We start from the raw sequence: 17,536 nt of genomic DNA, 5'->3' as shown, positions 1-17,536 counted from the left end.
TCCGCGCCAAAAAATCCTCGCAGGATTTTTGGCCGTTTCCCGCGCCGGGAAACGGTTACAGCAGCGTTTCAATCGCCTCGGTGGGCCGCCCGATCACAGCCTTGCCGTCCTTGATCGCAATCGGCCGCTCGATCAAGACCGGATGCGCAGCCATCGCCGCCAGCAGGTCTTCCTCGGCGCTGCCCTTGCTCAAGCCCAGGTCCTTGAAGACCTTCTCGCCCGTCCGCATCATCTGAACCGCAGAAACGCCAAGCGCCGCCTGCACCGCCTTGATCTCCGCGACCGAAGGCGCATCCTGCAGGTAGAGCCGCACCTGCACGTCAGCGCCGCGTTCTTCCAGCAGCGCCAGGCCTGCGCGGGATTTCGAACAGCGGGGGTTATGCCAGTAGGTGATCACAGCCAGTCCTTCCGTTTTGTTCCAACCGCTTGCGCCACATTGTCAAACCCGTCGCGTGCCAGCAATTCATCCAGACCGCGGGCAATGTCACCGGCCAGCGACAACCCGCCATAGACCATGGCAGTGTAGAACTGCACGGCGCTGGCCCCGGCGCAGATCTTGGCATAGGCCTGCTCCGCGGTGCTGATGCCGCCGACACCGACCAGCGGCACGGTGCCGTCCAGCAGGTCCGACAACTGCGCCAGAACCCGGGTGGATTTTTCAAACAGCGGCGCGCCGGACAGGCCGCCGGCCTCGTCCTTATGCGCGCTTTGCAAACCGTCCCGCGAGAGGGTGGTGTTGGTGGCAATCACCGCGTCGATGCCGCTTTCCATCGCGACGGCGGCGATGTCCTCGATGCCTGCGCGGTCCAGATCCGGGGCAATTTTCAGGAAAACCGGCACCCGGCGGCTGAGGCTGTCGCGGGTTTCAATGACGCCTGCCAGCAGCGCGGACAAGGCCGCCTTGCCCTGCAGGTCGCGCAGTTTCTCGGTGTTGGGGGAGGACACGTTGACGGTGGCGAAATCCAGATGCGCGCCGCAGTGGGCCAGCACCTTGGCAAAATCCGCGGCGCGGTCGGCACTGTCCTTGTTGGCGCCGAGGTTCAAGCCGATGACGGCATCGCGCGGCCGCTGCGACAGGCGCATGCCAATCGCCTCCATGCCCTCGTTGTTGAAGCCGAAACGGTTGATCGCCGCCTTGTCTTCGGTCAGGCGGAACAGGCGCGGCTTGGGGTTGCCGGGCTGCGGGCGCGGGGTGGCGGCGCCAACCTCGATGAAGCCGAAGCCGGACTTCGCCAGCGGCGCCAGCGCCTCGGCGTTCTTGTCATAGCCTGCGGCGAGGCCCACCGGGTTCGGCAGCTCAATCCCCGCCAGCGTGGTCCTGAGCCGGGATGAGGTGACTGGGCCGGGGGCCGGGGCCAGCCCCGTGGTCAGCGCCTTGATTGACAGCCCGTGCGCGGCCTCTGGATCAATCCGGTGCATTGCCGCCAGGGCCAGCTTCTCCGTCAGCTTCATGCCATCTCCTCGGGGAACTGATGCACTCTTTCCGCCAGCGGCAGCGGCTTGGCCCAGACCACGTCCGACATGCGGATATTGCGGTAAAGATGCGGGAACTCGCCGCCGCCGCGGGACACTTCCCATTTCAAATCGCCGCCCATCGCATCCGCATCGCAGGCCAAGAGGGTCAGCCCCTCGGCGCCGGCAAAGTGCTTGGCCGCGGTTTCCGCCGCCTGGGTGGCGGTGGAGAAATGGACGTAGCCGTCCGCAACATCAATCGGCGCGCCGGGCGTTTCGCCCTCGGCCTGCAGCGCGGCCCATTCGTCCGCCCGGAAAATCTTGTAAATCAGCATGAGCGCCTGATGCCCTGCGATTGCAGCGGAATCAAGGGGGATTGGAGGCGGGGCGGCTGGTCACGCTGACGCAAGGGGAGGCGGCAGGCCGGCTTTTCCCCTTTGACCGGCGCGGGCTTTGGGCGCAGGCTCTCTCTAAAACAGAACAACGGGAGCGCTCCTCATGATTGCACGCATTCTCACTTCGGTTGCAGCCCTGGCCCTGACCGCCGGTGCAGCGGCGGCCGAGTACAGGCTGACCATCCTGCACACCAACGACTTTCATTCGCGGTTTGAGCCGATCAACAAATACGACAGCACCTGCGATGCCGAGGATCAGGCGGAAGGAAAGTGTTTCGGCGGCACCGCGCGGCTGGTGACTGCCATCGCGGACGCGCGGGCGCGGGCGGAAAACGCGATCCTGGTGGATGGCGGCGACCAGTTCCAGGGCTCGTTGTTCTATACCTACTACAAGGGCAAGGCCGCGGCGGAGTTCATGACCAAGCTGGGCTATGACGGGATGACCGTCGGCAACCATGAATTCGACGACGGGCCGGAGGTGCTGCGCGGGTTCATGGATGCGGTGGGGTTTCCGGTGCTGATGTCCAACGCGGATGTGTCCGCGGAACCGGCGCTGGCGGATGTGCTGAAGAAATCCACCGTGATCGAGCGCGGCGGCGAGAAGATCGGCCTGATCGGCCTGACACCGGAGGACACGCATGAGCTGGCAAGCCCCGGCAAGAACGTGCAGTTCTCCGACCCCGTGGCGGCGGTGCAGGCGGAGGTGGACCGGCTGACTGCCGACGAGGTGAACAAGATCGTGGTCCTCAGCCACTCCGGCTATGGCGTGGACCAGCGGGTGGCGGCGGAGACCACAGGGGTGGATGTGATCGTGGGCGGGCATTCGAACACCTATCTGTCCAACACCTCGGACAAGGCTGTTGGACCGTATCCCACCGTGGTGAACGGGGTGCAGATCGTGCAGGCCTATGCCTATGGCAAGTTCCTGGGCGAACTCACCGTGACGTTTGACGACGCGGGCAATGTGATCCGCGCGGACGGCGAGCCGCTGATCATGGATGCCGCCGTCAGTGAAGATGCGGCCACGCTGGACCGGATCGCGGAACTGGCGCAGCCGCTGGACGAGATCCGCAACAAGGTTGTTGCTGAAGCGGCTGAACCCATCGAAGGCAGCCGCGATGTCTGCCGCGTGCAGGAGTGCCAGATGGGCAATCTGGTGGCCGATGCCATGCTCGACCGGGTCAAGGATCAGGGCGTGACCATTGCCATCGCCAACTCCGGCGGGATTCGCGCCAGCCTGGATGCGGGCGAAGTCACCATGGGCGAGGTGCTGACCATCCTGCCGTTCCAGAACACGCTGTCGACCTTTGAGATTGACGGCAAAACGCTGGTCGAGGCGCTGGAGAACGGAGTCAGCCAGGTGGAGGACGTCAAGGGCCGCTTCCCGCAGGTGGCGGGTCTGAAATTCAGCTGGGACAGCTCTGCCGCGCCGAACGCGGGCCGGGTCAAGGAAGTGATGGTGGCGGAGGGCGACGGGTTTGTTCCGATTGATCCGGCCAAGACCTATGTGGTGGTGACCAACGACTACGTCCGCAACGGCGGCGACGGTTATGCGATGTTCGAAGGCGACGACAAGAACGCCTATGACTTCGGCCCGGACCTGGCGGATGTGCTGGCGGAATACTTGGCCGCCCAAGGCCCCTATACGCCCTACACCGACGGGCGGATTGCGCAGGTGAAATAGGCCGCGGCGCATAGGTCCGGACCGGACCCAATGTTTCGCGCGCGAAACATTCGGGCAGGAGGGCTGCCGCATTAATTTTATGCATATTTAACCTTCGCCGGCCCTTCGTTAACGGGCTGGCGGGGGCTTTCGCACGGTCAGAACGCGTGGCAGAATACGGCCATGGACCACCCGCTGATCGACCTCATCAATGCCCGGATCGAAGCCGCCGAGAAGGACGGCGCCTTTGATAATCTGCAGGGCGCGGGCAAGCCGCTGCCGCAATGCGACGACCCGGAGAATGCGCTGGTCAACCGGCTGGTGCGTGAGAGCGGCGGGGTGCCGGAGTTCGTCAGCCTGTCGCGTGAGCTGCAGCGCCTGCGGGAAGAACTGCGCGAGGCCGGCGACCGCAGCCGCCGGCAGGAGATCCTGAAAGAGATGTCGATGATGGATGCGCGGATCGAGATCGCGCGCAAGGCCTATACCAAGTAGGCCCCGTTACCCTTTGATTTCCGGCCATATTTCCGGGTCCAGCCCGTCGATGAAGGGCGTCAGAAGGTCGGCGTATTTCTCCCATTTGCCGATCGAGCGGGTGTGCGCCGTCTGCCTGACTTGCGTGTTCGACAGAGTCAGAACCTGGCCCTCGTGCCGTTCCGGGTGGGCCATGTCCTCGACCCACTCCAGCCCGCAGAAGTCCGCGAGCTTGTGGCTTTCGCCCTCGATATCGGACACGAAGTCTTCGTAGCGCAGGTCATAGATCCGGCCGGGCATCACCTGCCGCCAGTGCTGCATCAGGCGGCCATAGAGGTTGAAGCGGTGCGCCATCGCCTTCAAATCATAGGCATAGGTGAGCGAGCTGCCGGAGAAATAGCCGCGCCAGATCGACAGCGCCACATCGCGCGGGTCGCGGCAAAGATGAACAAAGCGTGCATCCGGGTAAGCGGTCAGAAGGTGGCCCAAGAGGCGGTAATTGTCGGGCATCTTGTCGACATAGGCCGCCGTGCCTTCGGGCATTTCGGGCAGGCGGCTGATGTCCTCCGCGACGAAATTGCGGGCGGCCTCTGGCGTGAAGTCCTGATCCTTGTCCAGATAGGGATGCAGCAGGAAGGCCGGCACGCCGCGTTCGCCCAGCGGGAACACATCGGGGTGCAGGCCGATCACGGTTTCGGTCAAGGTGGTGCCGGAACGCGGCATCCCCACCACATAGATCGGGCGGGGGCCTTGGGGCGCGGTGTCCACCGGGGTGACCGCCTCCGGGAAGGCGGCCATGATGCGGCTGAACTGGCGCTCGCTTTCCTCGTAGTCATAGGGCGTCTGGGCGGCCATGCAGGCGTTCGCCTCGTCATTATGGGCGGCGAAGGCCTCCTTGTCGCCGGCCTGATCGGCAATACGTGCGAGGGCGAAACTGGCGTTGGCGCGGTCGAGCGAGCGGGGCGCGGCGGATTTCAGTGCCTTCTGCGCGATGGGCAGCAGCTCCGCGTTCTGCTCGCGGCTGCTGATGCGGGCCAGCATCTCCAGCACCTGGGTGTCCTTGGGGTCCAGTTCCAGCAATGCCAGGCAGTGTTCGCGCGCGGCGGCGGTTGCGCCGTTGGAAATCAGCTGGCTGGCCAGGCGCCGGCGCGCCTCCACGTTCTGGGGGGCCACGGCGACGGCCCTTTGCGCGGCCTCGGTGGCCTCGTCCTGGCGCATCAGCCGGGCCAGCAGCAGGCTGGCGTTCTGCAGCGCGTCGGCGTCGTTGGGGTTCACCTTGAGCGCGGCCTGATAATCCGCCAGCGCCGCCTTTTCATCGCCCAGCGTGTTCCAGGCGGTGGCGCGCAGCCGCAGCATCCGCGGCTGGCGCGGGTCGCGGGCCAGCGCGGCGGTTGCGGTCTCAATCGCGGCCTCCGCGTCGTTCATCACCAGATGCGCCTGCGCCTGCAGATAGAGTGCCGCCTGATCGCCGGGCTGGTCTTTCAGCACCCGCTCCAGCAGCTTCATTGCCGGTTCGCCCTGCTGCAGGAACAAAAGCGTCTGCGCCAGGTTCTTGCGGGCGTCGTGAAAGCCGGGGGCCAGCGCCAGCGCCTTTTTGAAATAGGGCACGGCATCGCGGTGCTTGCCCAGGCCCGACAGGGAGATGCCGGCGATATTAGGAAAATCCGGGTGGTTCTTGTGCCGTTTCATGCCGCCCTTGGACTGCTTCAGCGCCTGTTTGAACTTGCCCTGATTGAGAAAACCCAAGGCGGACTGGAGATCGTTCTGGAGAGTCATGAGGCCTATCTATCATCCTGTCAGGGCGGCTGAAAATCCGGGGCGGCGGGAGGCTTTGCAAATGCGCCGCAGCCTGGGTTAGAAATCAGCATGTGCGGACGATTTGCCATAACCCTGCCCAGTGATGCAATGGCGCAGCTGTTTGCGGCGCAGCCTGCCAACAATCTGCCGAAGGTTCCGGACTTCAACGTCTGCCCGACCAATCCGGTGCATGCGGTGCAGGCGGGCGAGGGCGGGCGGCAGCTGGTTGCCATGCGCTGGGGCTTCCTGCCGCATTGGTACAAGACGCAAACCACCGGGCCGCTGCTGATCAACGCGCGGGCAGAGACGATTGCGCAAAAGCCTGCCTTTGCCGCCGCAGCCCGCGAACGGCGCTGCCTGATCCCGGCCAGCGGCTTTTACGAATGGACCAAGGCAGAGGACGGCGCCCGGCTGCCCCGGTACATCTACCGCAGCGACGGCGCGCCGATTGCCTTTGCCGCCGTCTGGCAGAGCTGGGGCACGGACGATCCGGTCAAGACCTGCGCGATTGTCACCACCGCCGCCAATCAGGGGCTGTCGGCGATCCACCACCGGATGCCGCTGATCCTGGAGCCGGAAGACTGGGGCAAATGGCTGGGCGAGGCGGGCCACGGCGCCGCGGCGCTGATGCAGCCGGGGGCGGAGGGCGTGCTGGGCTATCACCGGGTTGATCCGGCGGTGAACTCAAACCGGGCTGAGGGGCCGGAGCTGATCGAGCCGTTTGAGGCGGGCGATACCCCGCGCGGCCGCCTGATCTGAGCGTTTATTCGGCGGCCTGGCTGCTGGGCAGGTCGCGCTGCGGCGCCCGGCTCAGCTCATTGGCGGCAAGAGTTGCCTTGCGCAGCAGGGCCACGAAGGTTTCCTGCTCCGCCGCGGTGAGGCCGGTGAAAATCGCGGGCTGCGCGGCCCGGACCACCGGCAGGATCCGCTTCAGCAGCGCCTCGCCGTCGCGGGTCAGGCTGACCTCGCGGGCGCGGCGGTCGGCAGCCGAGATCCGGCGCGCCACCAGCCCCTTGTCGACCAGCCGGTCCACCACCTTGCCCAAGGTGGCGCGGTCATAGGCGATGAGGCCCGCGACAGAGGCCTGGTCGATGCCGGGGTGGCGGCAGATGGCGGCCAGGGCGGAAAACTGCACCGGTGTCAGGTCGGCGCCTTCCGCCGCCATCCGTTCCATGAACTGGGCCACGGAGATCTGGTGCAGCCGCCGGATCAGGTGGCCGGGCAGCGCGTGTATGTCCAAAGGGTCGGTGTCCATCGGTCCTGGTCCTTGCCGCTGTGGCGCCGCGGGGCTTCTGCCCGGGCCGGTCTGTTCGCTCCGTTTTGCCTTACTGCCCTGTGCGCAGTGCGCGCAAGTATTATTGCCGCAGGCCGGCCGTTTGCGGCTTTTCCTTGCGCATGGGGCGCGGTAGGCATGGGCCATGGCGCTGACATTCACATCCCTGCAAGAGTTCTATGCCCACGGGTTCGACACGGTGATCGACGTGCGCAGCCCGGCGGAATATGCCGAGGACCACGTGCCGGGCGCGATCAATCTGCCGGTTCTGGACAACGAGGAACGGGCAGAGGTCGGCACCATCTATGTGCAAGAGAGCCCGTTCAAGGCGCGCAAGCTGGGGGCGGCGCTGGTGTTCCGCAATGCCGCAAACCACATCGAGCAAAGCCTGAGCCACCACGAGGGCAGCTGGAAGCCGCTGGTCTATTGCTGGCGCGGCGGCCAGCGGTCGGGCTCGTTCACCTGGATGCTGCAGCAGATCGGCTGGCGCGCCGAGGTGGTGCAGGGCGGCTATCAGAGCTACCGCCGGCTGGTGAATGCGGCGCATTATCAGACCGCGCTGCCGCACCGTTTGGTGGCGCTGGACGGCTATACCGGATCGGCCAAGACCGAGGTGCTGAAACGCGCAGGACAACTGGGCGTGCAGGTGCTGGATCTGGAGGGGCTGGCCAATCACCGCGGCTCGCTCTTGGGAGACATGCCGACGCCGCAGCCCTCGCAGAAAGGCTTTGAATCCGCCTTGGCAGGCGCGCTGATGAAACTGGACCCGGCCCGGCCGGTGTTGGTGGAGGCGGAGTCGAGCAAGATCGGCCAGCGGATTATTCCGCCGGCGGTCTGGGACGCGATGAAGCAGGCCCCCAGGATCGAACTGCAGGTGCCGGTGGCGGCGCGCTGCCGCTATCTGGTTGAGGCCTACGACGACATCCTGTCGGACGCGGACCGGCTGCGCGAGAAGCTGGGGCCGCTGCGCGCCCACCGCTCCGGCGCGGTGGTGGATGGCTGGTTCGCCAGCATCGAGGCCGGGGACAAGGCTGGCCTGACCGAAGCGCTGATGGTGGAGCATTACGATCCCGCCTACCGCAAATCCCGGACCGCGATCGGGGCGGAGGTCGCGGCGACGGTGGAAGCGAATGCGCTGGATGATACGGGGCTGAATGCGGCTGCCGCGCAGGTGGCTGAGGTCATGTCTGGGCTTTGACAGAAGTTCTCCCGCCCGCCGCCGGGGCCTCTGCGAGGCCCCGCGCCCGTTGGGCGTGGCGCTGCGCTGGCGCGCAGCGGGTCATGCGCTGAGAGTGATGGCACCGGCCCCTTCTGTGATCTTCCCGATGAGGGCGGCCGGGTATCCGGCGGCGCGCAGCTGCGTAAGCAGGTCATCGGCCTGATCTGCGGCCACCGCTGCCAAGAGCCCGCCCGCGGTTTGCGGGTCAAACAGCAGATCCTGCCAGCCGGTGGTTTCCAGCTCCGGCAGCGCCGCCTGGTTGGCGGCCAGCAGCGAGGAGCGGATGCCGCTGTCTGCCAGGTCCGCGGCGCCTTGCATCAGGGGCACCTGGGCGGTGAACACCTCCGCGCCCGTTCGGGATGCCTCGCAGATGCCGAGCAGATGGCCGAGCAGGCCAAATCCGGTTACGTCGGTCATTGCATGGGTGTCCTGCAGGATGCGCGCGGCCTCGTCCTGCGGCTGGCTCATCTGTTCCAGCGCGGCGGCCACCCAGCCGCCGCTGGCTTCCCCCGCCATTTCGGCGGCCATCAGCACGCCGGAGCCGAGGGGCTTGGTCAGAAGGAGCGCATCGCCCGGTTTGGCGCCGGCGAGGGTGATGGCGGGGCGGGGGCAGAGGCCGGTGACGGTAAAGCCCACGGTCAGCTCATCGCCCAGCGAGGTGTGGCCGCCGATGATGGCGGCGCCGGCCGCGTGCATGACTTCCGTGGCGGTGGCCATGATTTCCTGCAGGGTGCGGCTTTGCAGCGCGGGCGACATCCGCGGCAGGATCAGGTTGGCCGTGGCCGCCTGAGGCTCAGCGCCCATTGCCCAGATGTCCCCCAGCGCGTGCACGGCGGCGATGCGGGCCATGATCACCGGATCATTGGTGAAGCTGCGCAGATGGTCGGTGCTGATCACCTGTTTGACGCCGCCGGTGGTCAGCAGGGCGGCGTCGTCGCCGGGCAGCGGCGTGATGTCCGCGCGCTCCTCCGTGCCAAGGCCCGCGAGCGTGCCGAGCAGCGCGCCGCGCCCGACCTTGGCGCCGCAGCCGCCGCACAGGGGCTTGTCGCCCAGCGCTTCCTCCATGCCCAGCGTGTGCTCGGCGGGCAGGGGCGGCGCATCCATCGCGGGCAGGTCGCGGAATTTCTCCATGAAGGCCTGGTCGATGCGGTCTTTCCAGCTCCACATCAAGGGACCGGCCAGCGTGGTGCCGAACCGCTCCCCCAGGGCTTCCTTGGCGCCCATGGAGATCAGTTTCAGGTAGTCCTTCTGCGGGCGGTACTTGCGCAGCGGGTCGCCGGTCAGGGTGCTGCGCAGGTTGTGATAGAGCACCGGCGCCTGGCGCACCGCATAGACGCCGGCCTTGGGGCGCGGGGCAAAGTTCATATGGGCGCAGTCGCCTGCGGCAAAGACATTCGGCGCAGAGCTTTGCAGGGTTTCGCCGATCCGGATGAAGCCGTCCTGCAGGTCAAGCCCGCTGTCCGCGAGCCAGCCGTAGGGGCGGGCGCCGGCGGCGCCGGTGGTGAAATCCGACAGCACCTCGCGCCCGTCCTGCAGGACGAGATAGCCGTCCTCGACCCGTTCGACCGGCGCGTTCTCCTCCAGCCGGACGCCGTGTTCGACCAGGGCGCGCAGGAGCTTTTGGCGAGCGGTCTCTCCGATCGCGCGCAAGGCCTGGTCGCTGTCGATCAGCGTCGCCTGGGCCAGCCGGCCGCGGGACTTGAGGGCAAAGGCCATGGCCAGGATCAGCTCCGCGCCGGCAACCCCGCCGCCGATCACGGCGGCATGGGCGGGGCCGCTGCCGTCGCGGAAGGCGGCCCATCGGGCGGCAAAGCGGCCGAGCGGCTTGGCGGGGATGCCGTGTTCGGCAAAGCCCGGCAGATCCGGCATGGCGGAGGTGATGCCGATGTCGATGGAGGCCACGTCATAGGCAACCGGCGGTCGTCCCGGCACATGCACAAACTGGGCTGCGGTGTCGATATGCTCCGCCGCGCCCAGCACCACCCGGGCACCGGCAAAGCGGGCGAGGCGCACCAGGTCGATGTCCAGCTCCGCGCGCGCGTAATGGCCTGCGACGAAACCGGGCAGCATCCCGGAGTAGGGCGCGGCGGGGCCGGGGTTGATGACCGTCAGCCGGGCGCCGGGCAGGGGGCGCATCCCCCATTTGCGCAGCACCAGCGCGTGGGTGTGGCCGCCGCCAACCAGTACCAGATCGCGGGTAAGCGGCAATCGGGAGGGGTCCATATGCTGTCCTGTCTTTGCAGCGGGCCTGTTTCGGGCTGGGGCCTGTGCTTATTGCGCGGCGTCCGGGCGGCCTGCGGTTCTGCGTTCCTCGTCCTCCGGCTTGTCATGGGTGGCCCAATGGTCATCCTCGCCCGCCGGGGGCATGGTTTCGCGGGTTTCTTGCCGGTGAATATGCACCTTGGCAATGAAATTCGCGGTGATCGGCGCGGTCAGGAACAGAAACAGGGTGATCATCAGCTCATGGATCGAGACATGTTCCTCGAACACCGCCGCATGCAGCAGCGAGGCCAGCAGCACCCCGCCGACCCCCAGAGTGGTGGCCTTGGTGGGCGCGTGCAGACGCGACATCGGATCGTTGAGCTTGATCAGCCCGTAGGAGCCGACGATGCCGAAGACGCCGCCCATGACCAGAAACGCGGCAACAAGGAATTCAAACAGGCTTGCCATCTTGTCCCCTCACTCGATGATGTTGCCGCGCAGGATGAAGCGCGCATAGGCCACGGTGGAGACAAAGCCGAGCATGGCGATGATCATCGCAGCTTCAAAGAAGATCTCGGTCCCCAGCGCGAGGCCGTAGAGGACCATCAGGGCGATGGCGTTGATGAACATGGTATCGAGCGCCAGGATACGGTCGGCGATGTCCGGGGCGGTGACGATCTTCCAGAGGTTCATCAGCATCGCCAGGGCGAAGCAGGCAAAGGCGAAATAGGCAGCGTTTTCGATCATTCGAAGATCTCCATCAGCCGGCGCTCATAGCGCTGTTTGATCTCGTCGCGCACCGCGTCCGGGTTGGGCGCGTCCAGGCAGTGGACCAAGAGCGCGTGGCCTGCGTCCGAGATATCCGCCGACAGGGTGCCGGGGGTCATGGTGATGGTGCCGGCCAGGGCGGTGATCGCCTCGGGCGTTTTCAGGTCCAGCGGGATGGTGATCCAGTTGGGGCGGCGGTCGGCGTTGGGTTTGAACAGCACGATGCGGGCGACGATGATATTGGCCTGCACGATGTCCATCAGCACGACAAGGATGTATTCCGCAATCTTCAGCGGCTTGCCGAGCCGCGGCCGGTTGGGCCAGTAGGGCTGGGTGAAGAACGGGATCAGCACCCCCAGCATAAAGCCAAAGAGCAGCGAGTTCAGCGACCAGCCGTTGACCAGCAGCAGCCAGGTGAGGGTCAGCAGCAGCGTGAGATAGGGGTGCGGCAGCAGCCGTCTGAGCAGTTTCATTTCGCCTCCTCCCCAAGCACGGTAGCGATATAGGCCTGCGGCTGAAAGAGCTGCGCTGCGGTGGCCTCGGCATAGCGGGTGGCAGGGCCCGCAAACACGGTGAGCGCCACCAGCCCCGCCAGCAGTCCGAAGCAGGCCACAAACGGCAGTTGCGCCGGCCGGGCAGCCGGGTTCTGCTGCGGCGGTTCGGCGCTGGTATCGGTGTTTTGCTGCGGCAGGCCGTGGCCTTTCCAGAACAGCAGCGAGCCTGCGCGCGCCATGCCGATGATGGTGATCAGCGAGCCGGTCAGGATCACCGCCCAGATCCAGGTGGCAAGCTCGGAGCCGCGGGTGGCATCCAGCACCAGCAGCTTGCCCAGAAAGCCCGACAGCGGCGGCATCCCCGCCAGCGCGATGGCGGCGGCAAAGAACAGCGCCGAAATCAGCCCGGTCTGCGGCATCGGCAGCTGCGGCAGGATCCAGCCGCCTTGGCGCTCCATCACCAGATCGGCGACCAGGAACAGCAGCGCCGCGGCCAGGGTGGAATGCACCAGGTAGTAGAGCGCGGCGGCGGTGGCGGTCTGGGTGAACAGCGACACGGCAATCAGCAGCGTGCCCATCGAGGCGATGGCGCCGAAGGCGGCCAGGCGGCCGATCTTGTTCGATCCCAGCACGCCCACTGCGCCGGCAATCAGCGTCAGCAGCGCCGCGGGCAGCAGCCAGTTTTCGGTCAGCCCGGCGGTCGCCGCGACCTCAGGCCCGAAGACCAGCGTATACATGCGCAGGATCGAATAGGCGCCGACCTTGGTCATGATTGCAAACAGCGCCGCCACCGGCATCGGCGCGTTGGCATAGGCCGAGGGCAGCCAGAAATGCAGCGGCAGCAGCGCTGCCTTGATGGCAAAGACCAGGAGCAGCATCACCGCACCGGCCCGCAGCAGGGCGGTGTCTTCGGCCGGGATCTGCGAGACCTTCACCGCGAGGTCGGCCATGTTCAGGGTGCCGGTCACCGAATAAAGCGTGCCGAGCGCAAACAGGAACAGGGTCGAGCCCAGGAGGTTGAACACCACATACTGCACCCCGGCCTGGAACCGTCGGGTGCCGCCGGAGTGGATCATCAGCCCGTAGGAGGCGATCAGCAGCACCTCGAAGAAGACGAACAGGTTAAAGGCGTCGCCGGTCAGGAAGGCGCCCATAATGCCCATCAGCTGGAACTGGAACAGCGCGTGGAAGTTGCTGCCGCGGGTGTCCCAGCCCGACCCGATGGCATAAAGCAGCACCGGCAGCGCCAGCAGCGAGGTCAGCACGATCATCATCCCCGACAGCCGGTCCAGCACCAGCACGATGCCAAAGGGTGCGGGCCAGTCGCCGAGTTCATAGACCTTGACGGTGCCGTCCGCCGCCTGGGCGGCCAGGGCCAGGGTCACGCCGGCCAGCAGCACCGCGCTGGCGACCGAGAATATCCGCTGCAGGTCCAGGTGGTGGCGCAGCACCATGATGATGAACGGCGCGACCAGGGCAGGCAGCACCACCGGCGCGATCAGAAGGTGCTGCATCATGCGTCCTCTCCTGCGCCTTCCGGCTCAGCGGGCAGGGCGGTGCGGTCATCGCGCGAGGACAGGAAGGCCCCCAGCGCGATCATCACCACCACCGCGGTCATGCCGAAGGAGATCACGATGGCGGTCAGCACCAGCGCCTGCGGCAGCGGATCGGTATAGGCAACCTCCTCGTATTTGTTGAGGATCGGCGGCGCGGCGGTCATCAGCCGTCCGGAGGCGAACAGAAACACGTTCACCGCATAGGTGATCAGCGACAGGCCCAGGATCACCGGGAAGCTGCGGCGGCGCAGGATCAGATAGATGCCGGCCGCAGTCAGGATGCCCACGGCCGAGGCGACGAGAAGTTCCATGCTTATCCCTCCGTCCCGGTCTTGGCCGCGTCCTCGCGGGCCGGGTTGATGTCCATCGCGTGTTCAGAGCTGATGCCTGGCTGCCAGGCAAAGCGCGACAGGCTTTCCAGCGCCAAGAGCACCGCGCCGACCACCGCCAGGAAGACGCCGAGGTCAAAGAGCGCGGCAGTGGCCCATTCGAACTCCTCCAGCGGCGGCCAGTGGATGTAGCCGAAGGCGCTGGTCAGGAACGGCATCCCGTTGAACCAGGCGCCCATGCCGGTGGAGGCGGCAATCAGCACGCCGGAGCCGATGATGGCGTGGTAGGGATAGCGCTGCCGCTCGGTCGCCCAGGCAAAGCCCGAGGCCATGTACTGCATGATGATCGCAATTGCCGCGACCAGCCCGGCGATGAAGCCGCCGCCCGGCAGGTTGTGGCCGCGGAAGAAGATATAGGCCGCCACCATCAGCGCCAGCGGCATCATCACCCGGGTTGCCACCACCATCATCAGCGGGTGGCTGTCGCCTGCCCGCGGCAGGTCCGGCTCGCGGTTCAACAGGTAGGCTCGCACGCGGGAGCCCAGCACCGCCTCGGTCAGGGCAAAGATCACCATGGCGGCGATGCCCAGCACGATGATCTCGCCAAAGGTGTCATAACCGCGGAAATCGACCAGGATCACGTTCACCACATTGGTGCCGCCGCCGCCCTTGTAGGAATTGGCGAGGTGGAAGTCCGATATGGTCGGGAAGGCGAAGTCGCGCATCAGCAGAGCATAGATCAGCCCGCCTGCGCCAAGCCCCGCGACCACCGCAATCGCGCCGTCGCGCATACGGGTCAGCACCGGGGTTTCGGCCGGGGTTTCCTTGGGCATGAAGTTCAGCGCCAGCAGCATCAGGATGATGGTGACAACCTCGACCGAGATCTGGGTCAGCGCCAGGTCCGGCGCCGAGAGGTAGTTGAACGCCATAGAGACCACCAGGCCCACCACGCCGATCAGCACCAGCGACAGCAGCCGGTTGCGGTGTTTCACCACGATGAACAGCGTGGCCACCACCAGGGCGAACCAGCCGGTCACAGGCAGCAGGCCGGGCTGTTGCAAGGCGCGCGTCGGCGCGCCCAGGGTGCCGCCGCGATAGGCCAGGTAGGCAATCACCACGGTAAAGGCGACCATCACTGCGGAATACCGGGTGAGGGCGCCGTTGTGCAGGCCGCCGGTCACTGCCTGGCTGAGGCGGGTGAAGGCGCCGATCAGGCCCTCGAAGATCACCTTGGCCTCGGGCCGCGGGGCCGCGTCCCAGACGCGGGCCAGCGGCTTGTGCAGCGCCAGAAGCACCGCGCCGCCGATCACCGCGGCAATCGACATGTACAGCGCCGGGGTCAGCCCGTGCCACAGCTTGAGCGAGTAATAGGGCAGCTTCTCTCCGCCGATCACCGCGCTGGCGGCGGTGGCCACCATCGGGCCTGCGATCTTGGCCGAGGCAAGGCCGATCAGCACCACCAGCAGCACCAGGAAGGCCGGGCCGATCCACATGCCGGTGTTCGGGTCATGCGGGTGGCCGGGGTAATCCTCGCGCTTGGGGCCAAGGAAGACATGGGCGATGAAGCGGAAGGAATAGGCGGCCGAAAACACCGCCGCTGCGGTGACCAGTGCGGGCACGATCAGATGCGAGCCGTTCCAGAGGGTATGGGAGGCTTCCTCCAGCATCATCTCCTTGGACAGGAAGCCGTTCAGCGGCGGGATGCCCCCCATCGACAGCGCCGCCACCGTGCCGATGGTGAAGGTCACGGGCATCAGGTGGCGCAACCCGCCCAGACGCTTGATGTCGCGGGTGCCGGCCTCGTGGTCGACAATGCCCGCGGTCATGAACAGCGCCGCCTTGAAGGTGGCGTGGTTGATGATGTGGAACACCGCGGCGACCGCGGCGAACTTGGTGCCGAACCCCAGGAGCATGGTGATCAGGCCCAGGTGGCTGACGGTGGAAAACGCCAAGAGCGCCTTGAGGTCGTCCTTGAACAGGGCAATCACAGCGCCCAGCAGCATGGTGACGAGGCCGGTGGTGGCAACGATGTAGAACCATTCCGGCGTGCCGGCCAGAACCGGCCAGAGGCGGGCCATCAGGAACAGGCCGGCCTTCACCATGGTGGCGGAGTGCAGATAGGCCGACACCGGCGTCGGCGCCGCCATCGCGTGCGGCAGCCAGAAGTGGAAGGGGAATTGCGCCGATTTGGTGAAGGCACCGATCAGGATCAGGATCAGCGCCGGCAGGTACAGGTGCGAGGACTGAATAGCCTCCTTGTTCTGCAGGATCACGCTGAGGTCATAGGAGCCTGCGATATGGCCCAGCAGCAGCATCCCCGCGATCATCGCCAGCCCGCCGGAGCCGGTCACGGCCAGCGCCATGCGGGCGCCCTGGCGGCCTTCGGGCAGGTGCTTCCAGTAGCCGATCAGCAGGAAGGAGCTGAGCGAAGTAAGCTCCCAGAACACCAGCAAAAGCAGGATGTTGTCGGACAGAACAATGCCAACCATCGCGCCCTGGAACAGCAGCAGGTAGCTGTAGAACTGGCCCATCGGGTCTTCGCGCGACAGGTAGAAACGGGCGTAGAGGATGATCAGGAGGCCGATGCCAAGGATCATCGCCGCAAACAGGAAGCCCAGCCCGTCGAGGAAGAAATGGGCGTTGAGGCCAAGGGCGGGCAGCCAGTCCACGGCGGCAAAGACCGTCTCGCCGCGGAAGATGGCGGGGATGTGCAGCATCAGCCCGGTGAAGGCGAGGAACGTGGTCAGCCCGGCGGCCGAAGCCGCGGCATTGCGTCCCGCGCGGATCAAAAGCGCTGGGAAGACGGCTCCGAGAAAGGGCAGGGCCGCAATCAGGAATAGGGACACGTGCAGGTCTCCTGTCGGGTTGGCGCGTCGTTATTTTTTTTAGTCCAGTGCTAAGCAATTTTTCAGCACAGAACCACCCCCGCCGCCCCGGATACCGTAAGAATGCCGCAGTTCCGGGACAGATTTGGTACGATTGTTGCGCCTATATTTGGGCGGCTTGCGCGCAATAACAAGAACTTGACTGGCCTATGCTGGGCATTTCTGGTGATTGGAGGCTGCCAAGCTGCTAAATCTGGGGCAGGATCACAATCCAGCGGCGGCAAACCGAACAGCGGAGGCACCATGGCCGGGTCACAGGCGGACAATTCAACCCTGACGCGGCGGCTGATGCTGCTGGGCGGGGCCGCGGCGGCAGGCGGCTTTGGCTACTGGTGGCACCGCCGCCAGCCGCCCGCGCATGATCAGCCGCGGCTGACGGCGGCAGAGGCGTTTGCGGCGGCCCGGGACGGCGGCATCATCCTGGTGGATATCCGCACCCCGCAGGAATGGCGCGCGTCCGGGGTGCCGGTGGGCAGCCATCAGATCGACATGCGGCGCGGGGATTTCATGGCGGCCCTGCAGGCGGTGGCGGGACCGGACCGCACGGTGCCGGTGGCGCTGATCTGCGCCCGCGGGGTGCGCTCGGCGCGGCTGACGCTGGCGCTGGCAGAGGCAGGTTTCACCAATGTGATCGACGTGCCCGAAGGCATGCTGGGCTCTGCCGCGGGGCCGGGCTGGATCGCGGGCAACCTGCCGGTGGCCCGGTGGCAAGGATAACGGCAGCCCTGAAAGCGGACGCTCTGGCGTCTTGACGGCGGCGGCAGCGGTGCTGTTCGGCGGCGGCCGTGCGGTGCCCGGGTGGGGCGAAGCGGGCAGGCTGGCGGATTGGGCCGGGGATCCGCCGCCGGTGCGCTGACGTCGCCGGGTCATCACTAGGGGATGCGGGGCGCTCCCGCCCCTTTGGCGCGCAAACCAGGGATTTGCGGGCCAAAGCGTTGGGCCGGGCAGCGCGCCCTCGCGGGCGCGCTGCGGCAGGTCTGTCGTTGTGAGGGAGGGGTCCAGGTGCGCCCTGGCGAGGGCCGCAGGCCGCAC

Annotated in this window: 17 protein-coding genes; 5 read left to right on the top strand and 12 right to left on the bottom strand. The window is 66.4% G+C overall.

Features of this window, described 5'->3' with window-relative positions; genetic code table 11:
- Nucleotides 1-55: 55 nt before the first annotated feature.
- Genes arsC through PHA8399_RS16755 form a run of 3 tightly spaced genes read right to left on the bottom strand, consistent with a single transcriptional unit; the run spans nucleotide 56 to nucleotide 1,787 of the window.
- The gene (arsC, locus tag PHA8399_RS16765) at nucleotides 56-397 is read right to left on the bottom strand and encodes an arsenate reductase (glutaredoxin) (RefSeq protein ID WP_058287238.1); all 342 of its coding nucleotides are present in this window, start codon (nucleotides 395-397) and stop codon (nucleotides 56-58) included.
- A complete protein-coding gene (locus tag PHA8399_RS16760) occupies nucleotides 394-1,452 on the bottom strand; it encodes a quinone-dependent dihydroorotate dehydrogenase (RefSeq protein WP_058287237.1) in 1,059 nt (352 codons plus the stop codon). The genes arsC and PHA8399_RS16760 overlap by 4 nt, the downstream gene beginning before the upstream one ends.
- Nucleotides 1,449-1,787: a DUF952 domain-containing protein gene (locus PHA8399_RS16755; RefSeq protein ID WP_058287236.1), complete on the bottom strand. Its 339-nt coding sequence runs from the start codon at nucleotides 1,785-1,787 to the stop codon at nucleotides 1,449-1,451. The genes PHA8399_RS16760 and PHA8399_RS16755 overlap by 4 nt, the downstream gene beginning before the upstream one ends.
- A 163-nt stretch (nucleotides 1,788-1,950) precedes the next feature.
- Between PHA8399_RS16755 and PHA8399_RS16750 the strand changes: the two genes are divergently transcribed.
- Together PHA8399_RS16750 and PHA8399_RS16745 are read left to right on the top strand one after the other, a co-directional pair.
- The gene (locus PHA8399_RS16750; RefSeq protein WP_058287235.1) at nucleotides 1,951-3,531 is read left to right on the top strand and encodes a bifunctional metallophosphatase/5'-nucleotidase; all 1,581 of its coding nucleotides are present in this window, start codon (nucleotides 1,951-1,953) and stop codon (nucleotides 3,529-3,531) included.
- 162 nt (nucleotides 3,532-3,693) lie between these two features.
- The gene (locus tag PHA8399_RS16745) at nucleotides 3,694-4,002 is read left to right on the top strand and encodes a DnaJ family domain-containing protein (protein WP_058287234.1); all 309 of its coding nucleotides are present in this window, start codon (nucleotides 3,694-3,696) and stop codon (nucleotides 4,000-4,002) included.
- A 6-nt stretch (nucleotides 4,003-4,008) separates the two neighbouring features.
- On the opposite strand, the gene PHA8399_RS16740 is transcribed toward PHA8399_RS16745, so the two are convergent.
- Complete coding sequence (locus PHA8399_RS16740; RefSeq protein ID WP_058287233.1) at nucleotides 4,009-5,757, bottom strand: tetratricopeptide repeat-containing sulfotransferase family protein; 1,749 nt, start codon at nucleotides 5,755-5,757, stop codon at nucleotides 4,009-4,011.
- 90 nt (nucleotides 5,758-5,847) lie between these two features.
- Between PHA8399_RS16740 and PHA8399_RS16735 the strand changes: the two genes are divergently transcribed.
- Nucleotides 5,848-6,537: an SOS response-associated peptidase gene (locus PHA8399_RS16735; protein WP_058287232.1), complete on the top strand. Its 690-nt coding sequence runs from the start codon at nucleotides 5,848-5,850 to the stop codon at nucleotides 6,535-6,537.
- A 4-nt stretch (nucleotides 6,538-6,541) separates the two neighbouring features.
- Here the strand turns inward: PHA8399_RS16735 and PHA8399_RS16730 are convergent, their stop codons facing one another.
- The gene (locus PHA8399_RS16730) at nucleotides 6,542-7,033 is read right to left on the bottom strand and encodes a MarR family winged helix-turn-helix transcriptional regulator (protein WP_058287231.1); all 492 of its coding nucleotides are present in this window, start codon (nucleotides 7,031-7,033) and stop codon (nucleotides 6,542-6,544) included.
- 163 nt (nucleotides 7,034-7,196) lie between these two features.
- Here PHA8399_RS16730 and mnmH point away from each other — a divergent pair, with 163 nt between their 5' ends.
- Entirely contained in the window at nucleotides 7,197-8,249 is a 1,053-nt protein-coding gene (mnmH, locus tag PHA8399_RS16725; RefSeq protein ID WP_058287230.1) for a tRNA 2-selenouridine(34) synthase MnmH, read from the top strand.
- Nucleotides 8,250-8,330: 81 nt separating this feature from the next.
- On the opposite strand, the gene selD is transcribed toward mnmH, so the two are convergent.
- The 7 genes from selD to PHA8399_RS16690 are packed head-to-tail and all read right to left on the bottom strand — an operon-like array spanning nucleotide 8,331 to nucleotide 16,465.
- A complete protein-coding gene (gene selD / locus PHA8399_RS16720) occupies nucleotides 8,331-10,493 on the bottom strand; it encodes a selenide, water dikinase SelD (RefSeq protein WP_058287229.1) in 2,163 nt (720 codons plus the stop codon).
- Nucleotides 10,494-10,541: 48 nt separating this feature from the next.
- Complete coding sequence (locus tag PHA8399_RS16715) at nucleotides 10,542-10,940, bottom strand: Na+/H+ antiporter subunit G (RefSeq protein ID WP_058287228.1); 399 nt, start codon at nucleotides 10,938-10,940, stop codon at nucleotides 10,542-10,544.
- A 9-nt stretch (nucleotides 10,941-10,949) separates the two neighbouring features.
- Entirely contained in the window at nucleotides 10,950-11,219 is a 270-nt protein-coding gene (locus PHA8399_RS16710) for a K+/H+ antiporter subunit F (protein WP_058287227.1), read from the bottom strand.
- Nucleotides 11,216-11,713: a Na+/H+ antiporter subunit E gene (locus PHA8399_RS16705; protein WP_058287226.1), complete on the bottom strand. Its 498-nt coding sequence runs from the start codon at nucleotides 11,711-11,713 to the stop codon at nucleotides 11,216-11,218. The genes PHA8399_RS16710 and PHA8399_RS16705 overlap by 4 nt, the downstream gene beginning before the upstream one ends.
- Nucleotides 11,710-13,248 (bottom strand): monovalent cation/H+ antiporter subunit D, encoded by a 1,539-nt coding sequence (locus tag PHA8399_RS16700; RefSeq protein ID WP_058287299.1) that lies wholly within the window; start codon nucleotides 13,246-13,248, stop codon nucleotides 11,710-11,712. The genes PHA8399_RS16705 and PHA8399_RS16700 overlap by 4 nt, the downstream gene beginning before the upstream one ends.
- Nucleotides 13,248-13,601, bottom strand: coding sequence for a Na+/H+ antiporter subunit C (locus PHA8399_RS16695; protein WP_027237992.1), 354 nt, complete (start codon nucleotides 13,599-13,601; stop codon nucleotides 13,248-13,250). Before PHA8399_RS16695 ends, PHA8399_RS16700 begins: the two co-directional genes overlap by 1 nt.
- A 2-nt stretch (nucleotides 13,602-13,603) precedes the next feature.
- Complete coding sequence (locus PHA8399_RS16690; protein ID WP_058287225.1) at nucleotides 13,604-16,465, bottom strand: monovalent cation/H+ antiporter subunit A; 2,862 nt, start codon at nucleotides 16,463-16,465, stop codon at nucleotides 13,604-13,606.
- A 282-nt stretch (nucleotides 16,466-16,747) separates the two neighbouring features.
- Between PHA8399_RS16690 and PHA8399_RS16685 the strand changes: the two genes are divergently transcribed.
- The gene (locus PHA8399_RS16685) at nucleotides 16,748-17,221 is read left to right on the top strand and encodes a rhodanese-like domain-containing protein (RefSeq protein WP_058287224.1); all 474 of its coding nucleotides are present in this window, start codon (nucleotides 16,748-16,750) and stop codon (nucleotides 17,219-17,221) included.
- Nucleotides 17,222-17,536: the final 315 nt, after the last annotated feature.

The organism is Leisingera aquaemixtae (genome assembly GCF_001458395.1).
Lineage (GTDB): Bacteria > Pseudomonadota > Alphaproteobacteria > Rhodobacterales > Rhodobacteraceae > Leisingera > Leisingera aquaemixtae.
This window is presented reverse-complemented; position numbering and strand designations above follow the sequence as displayed.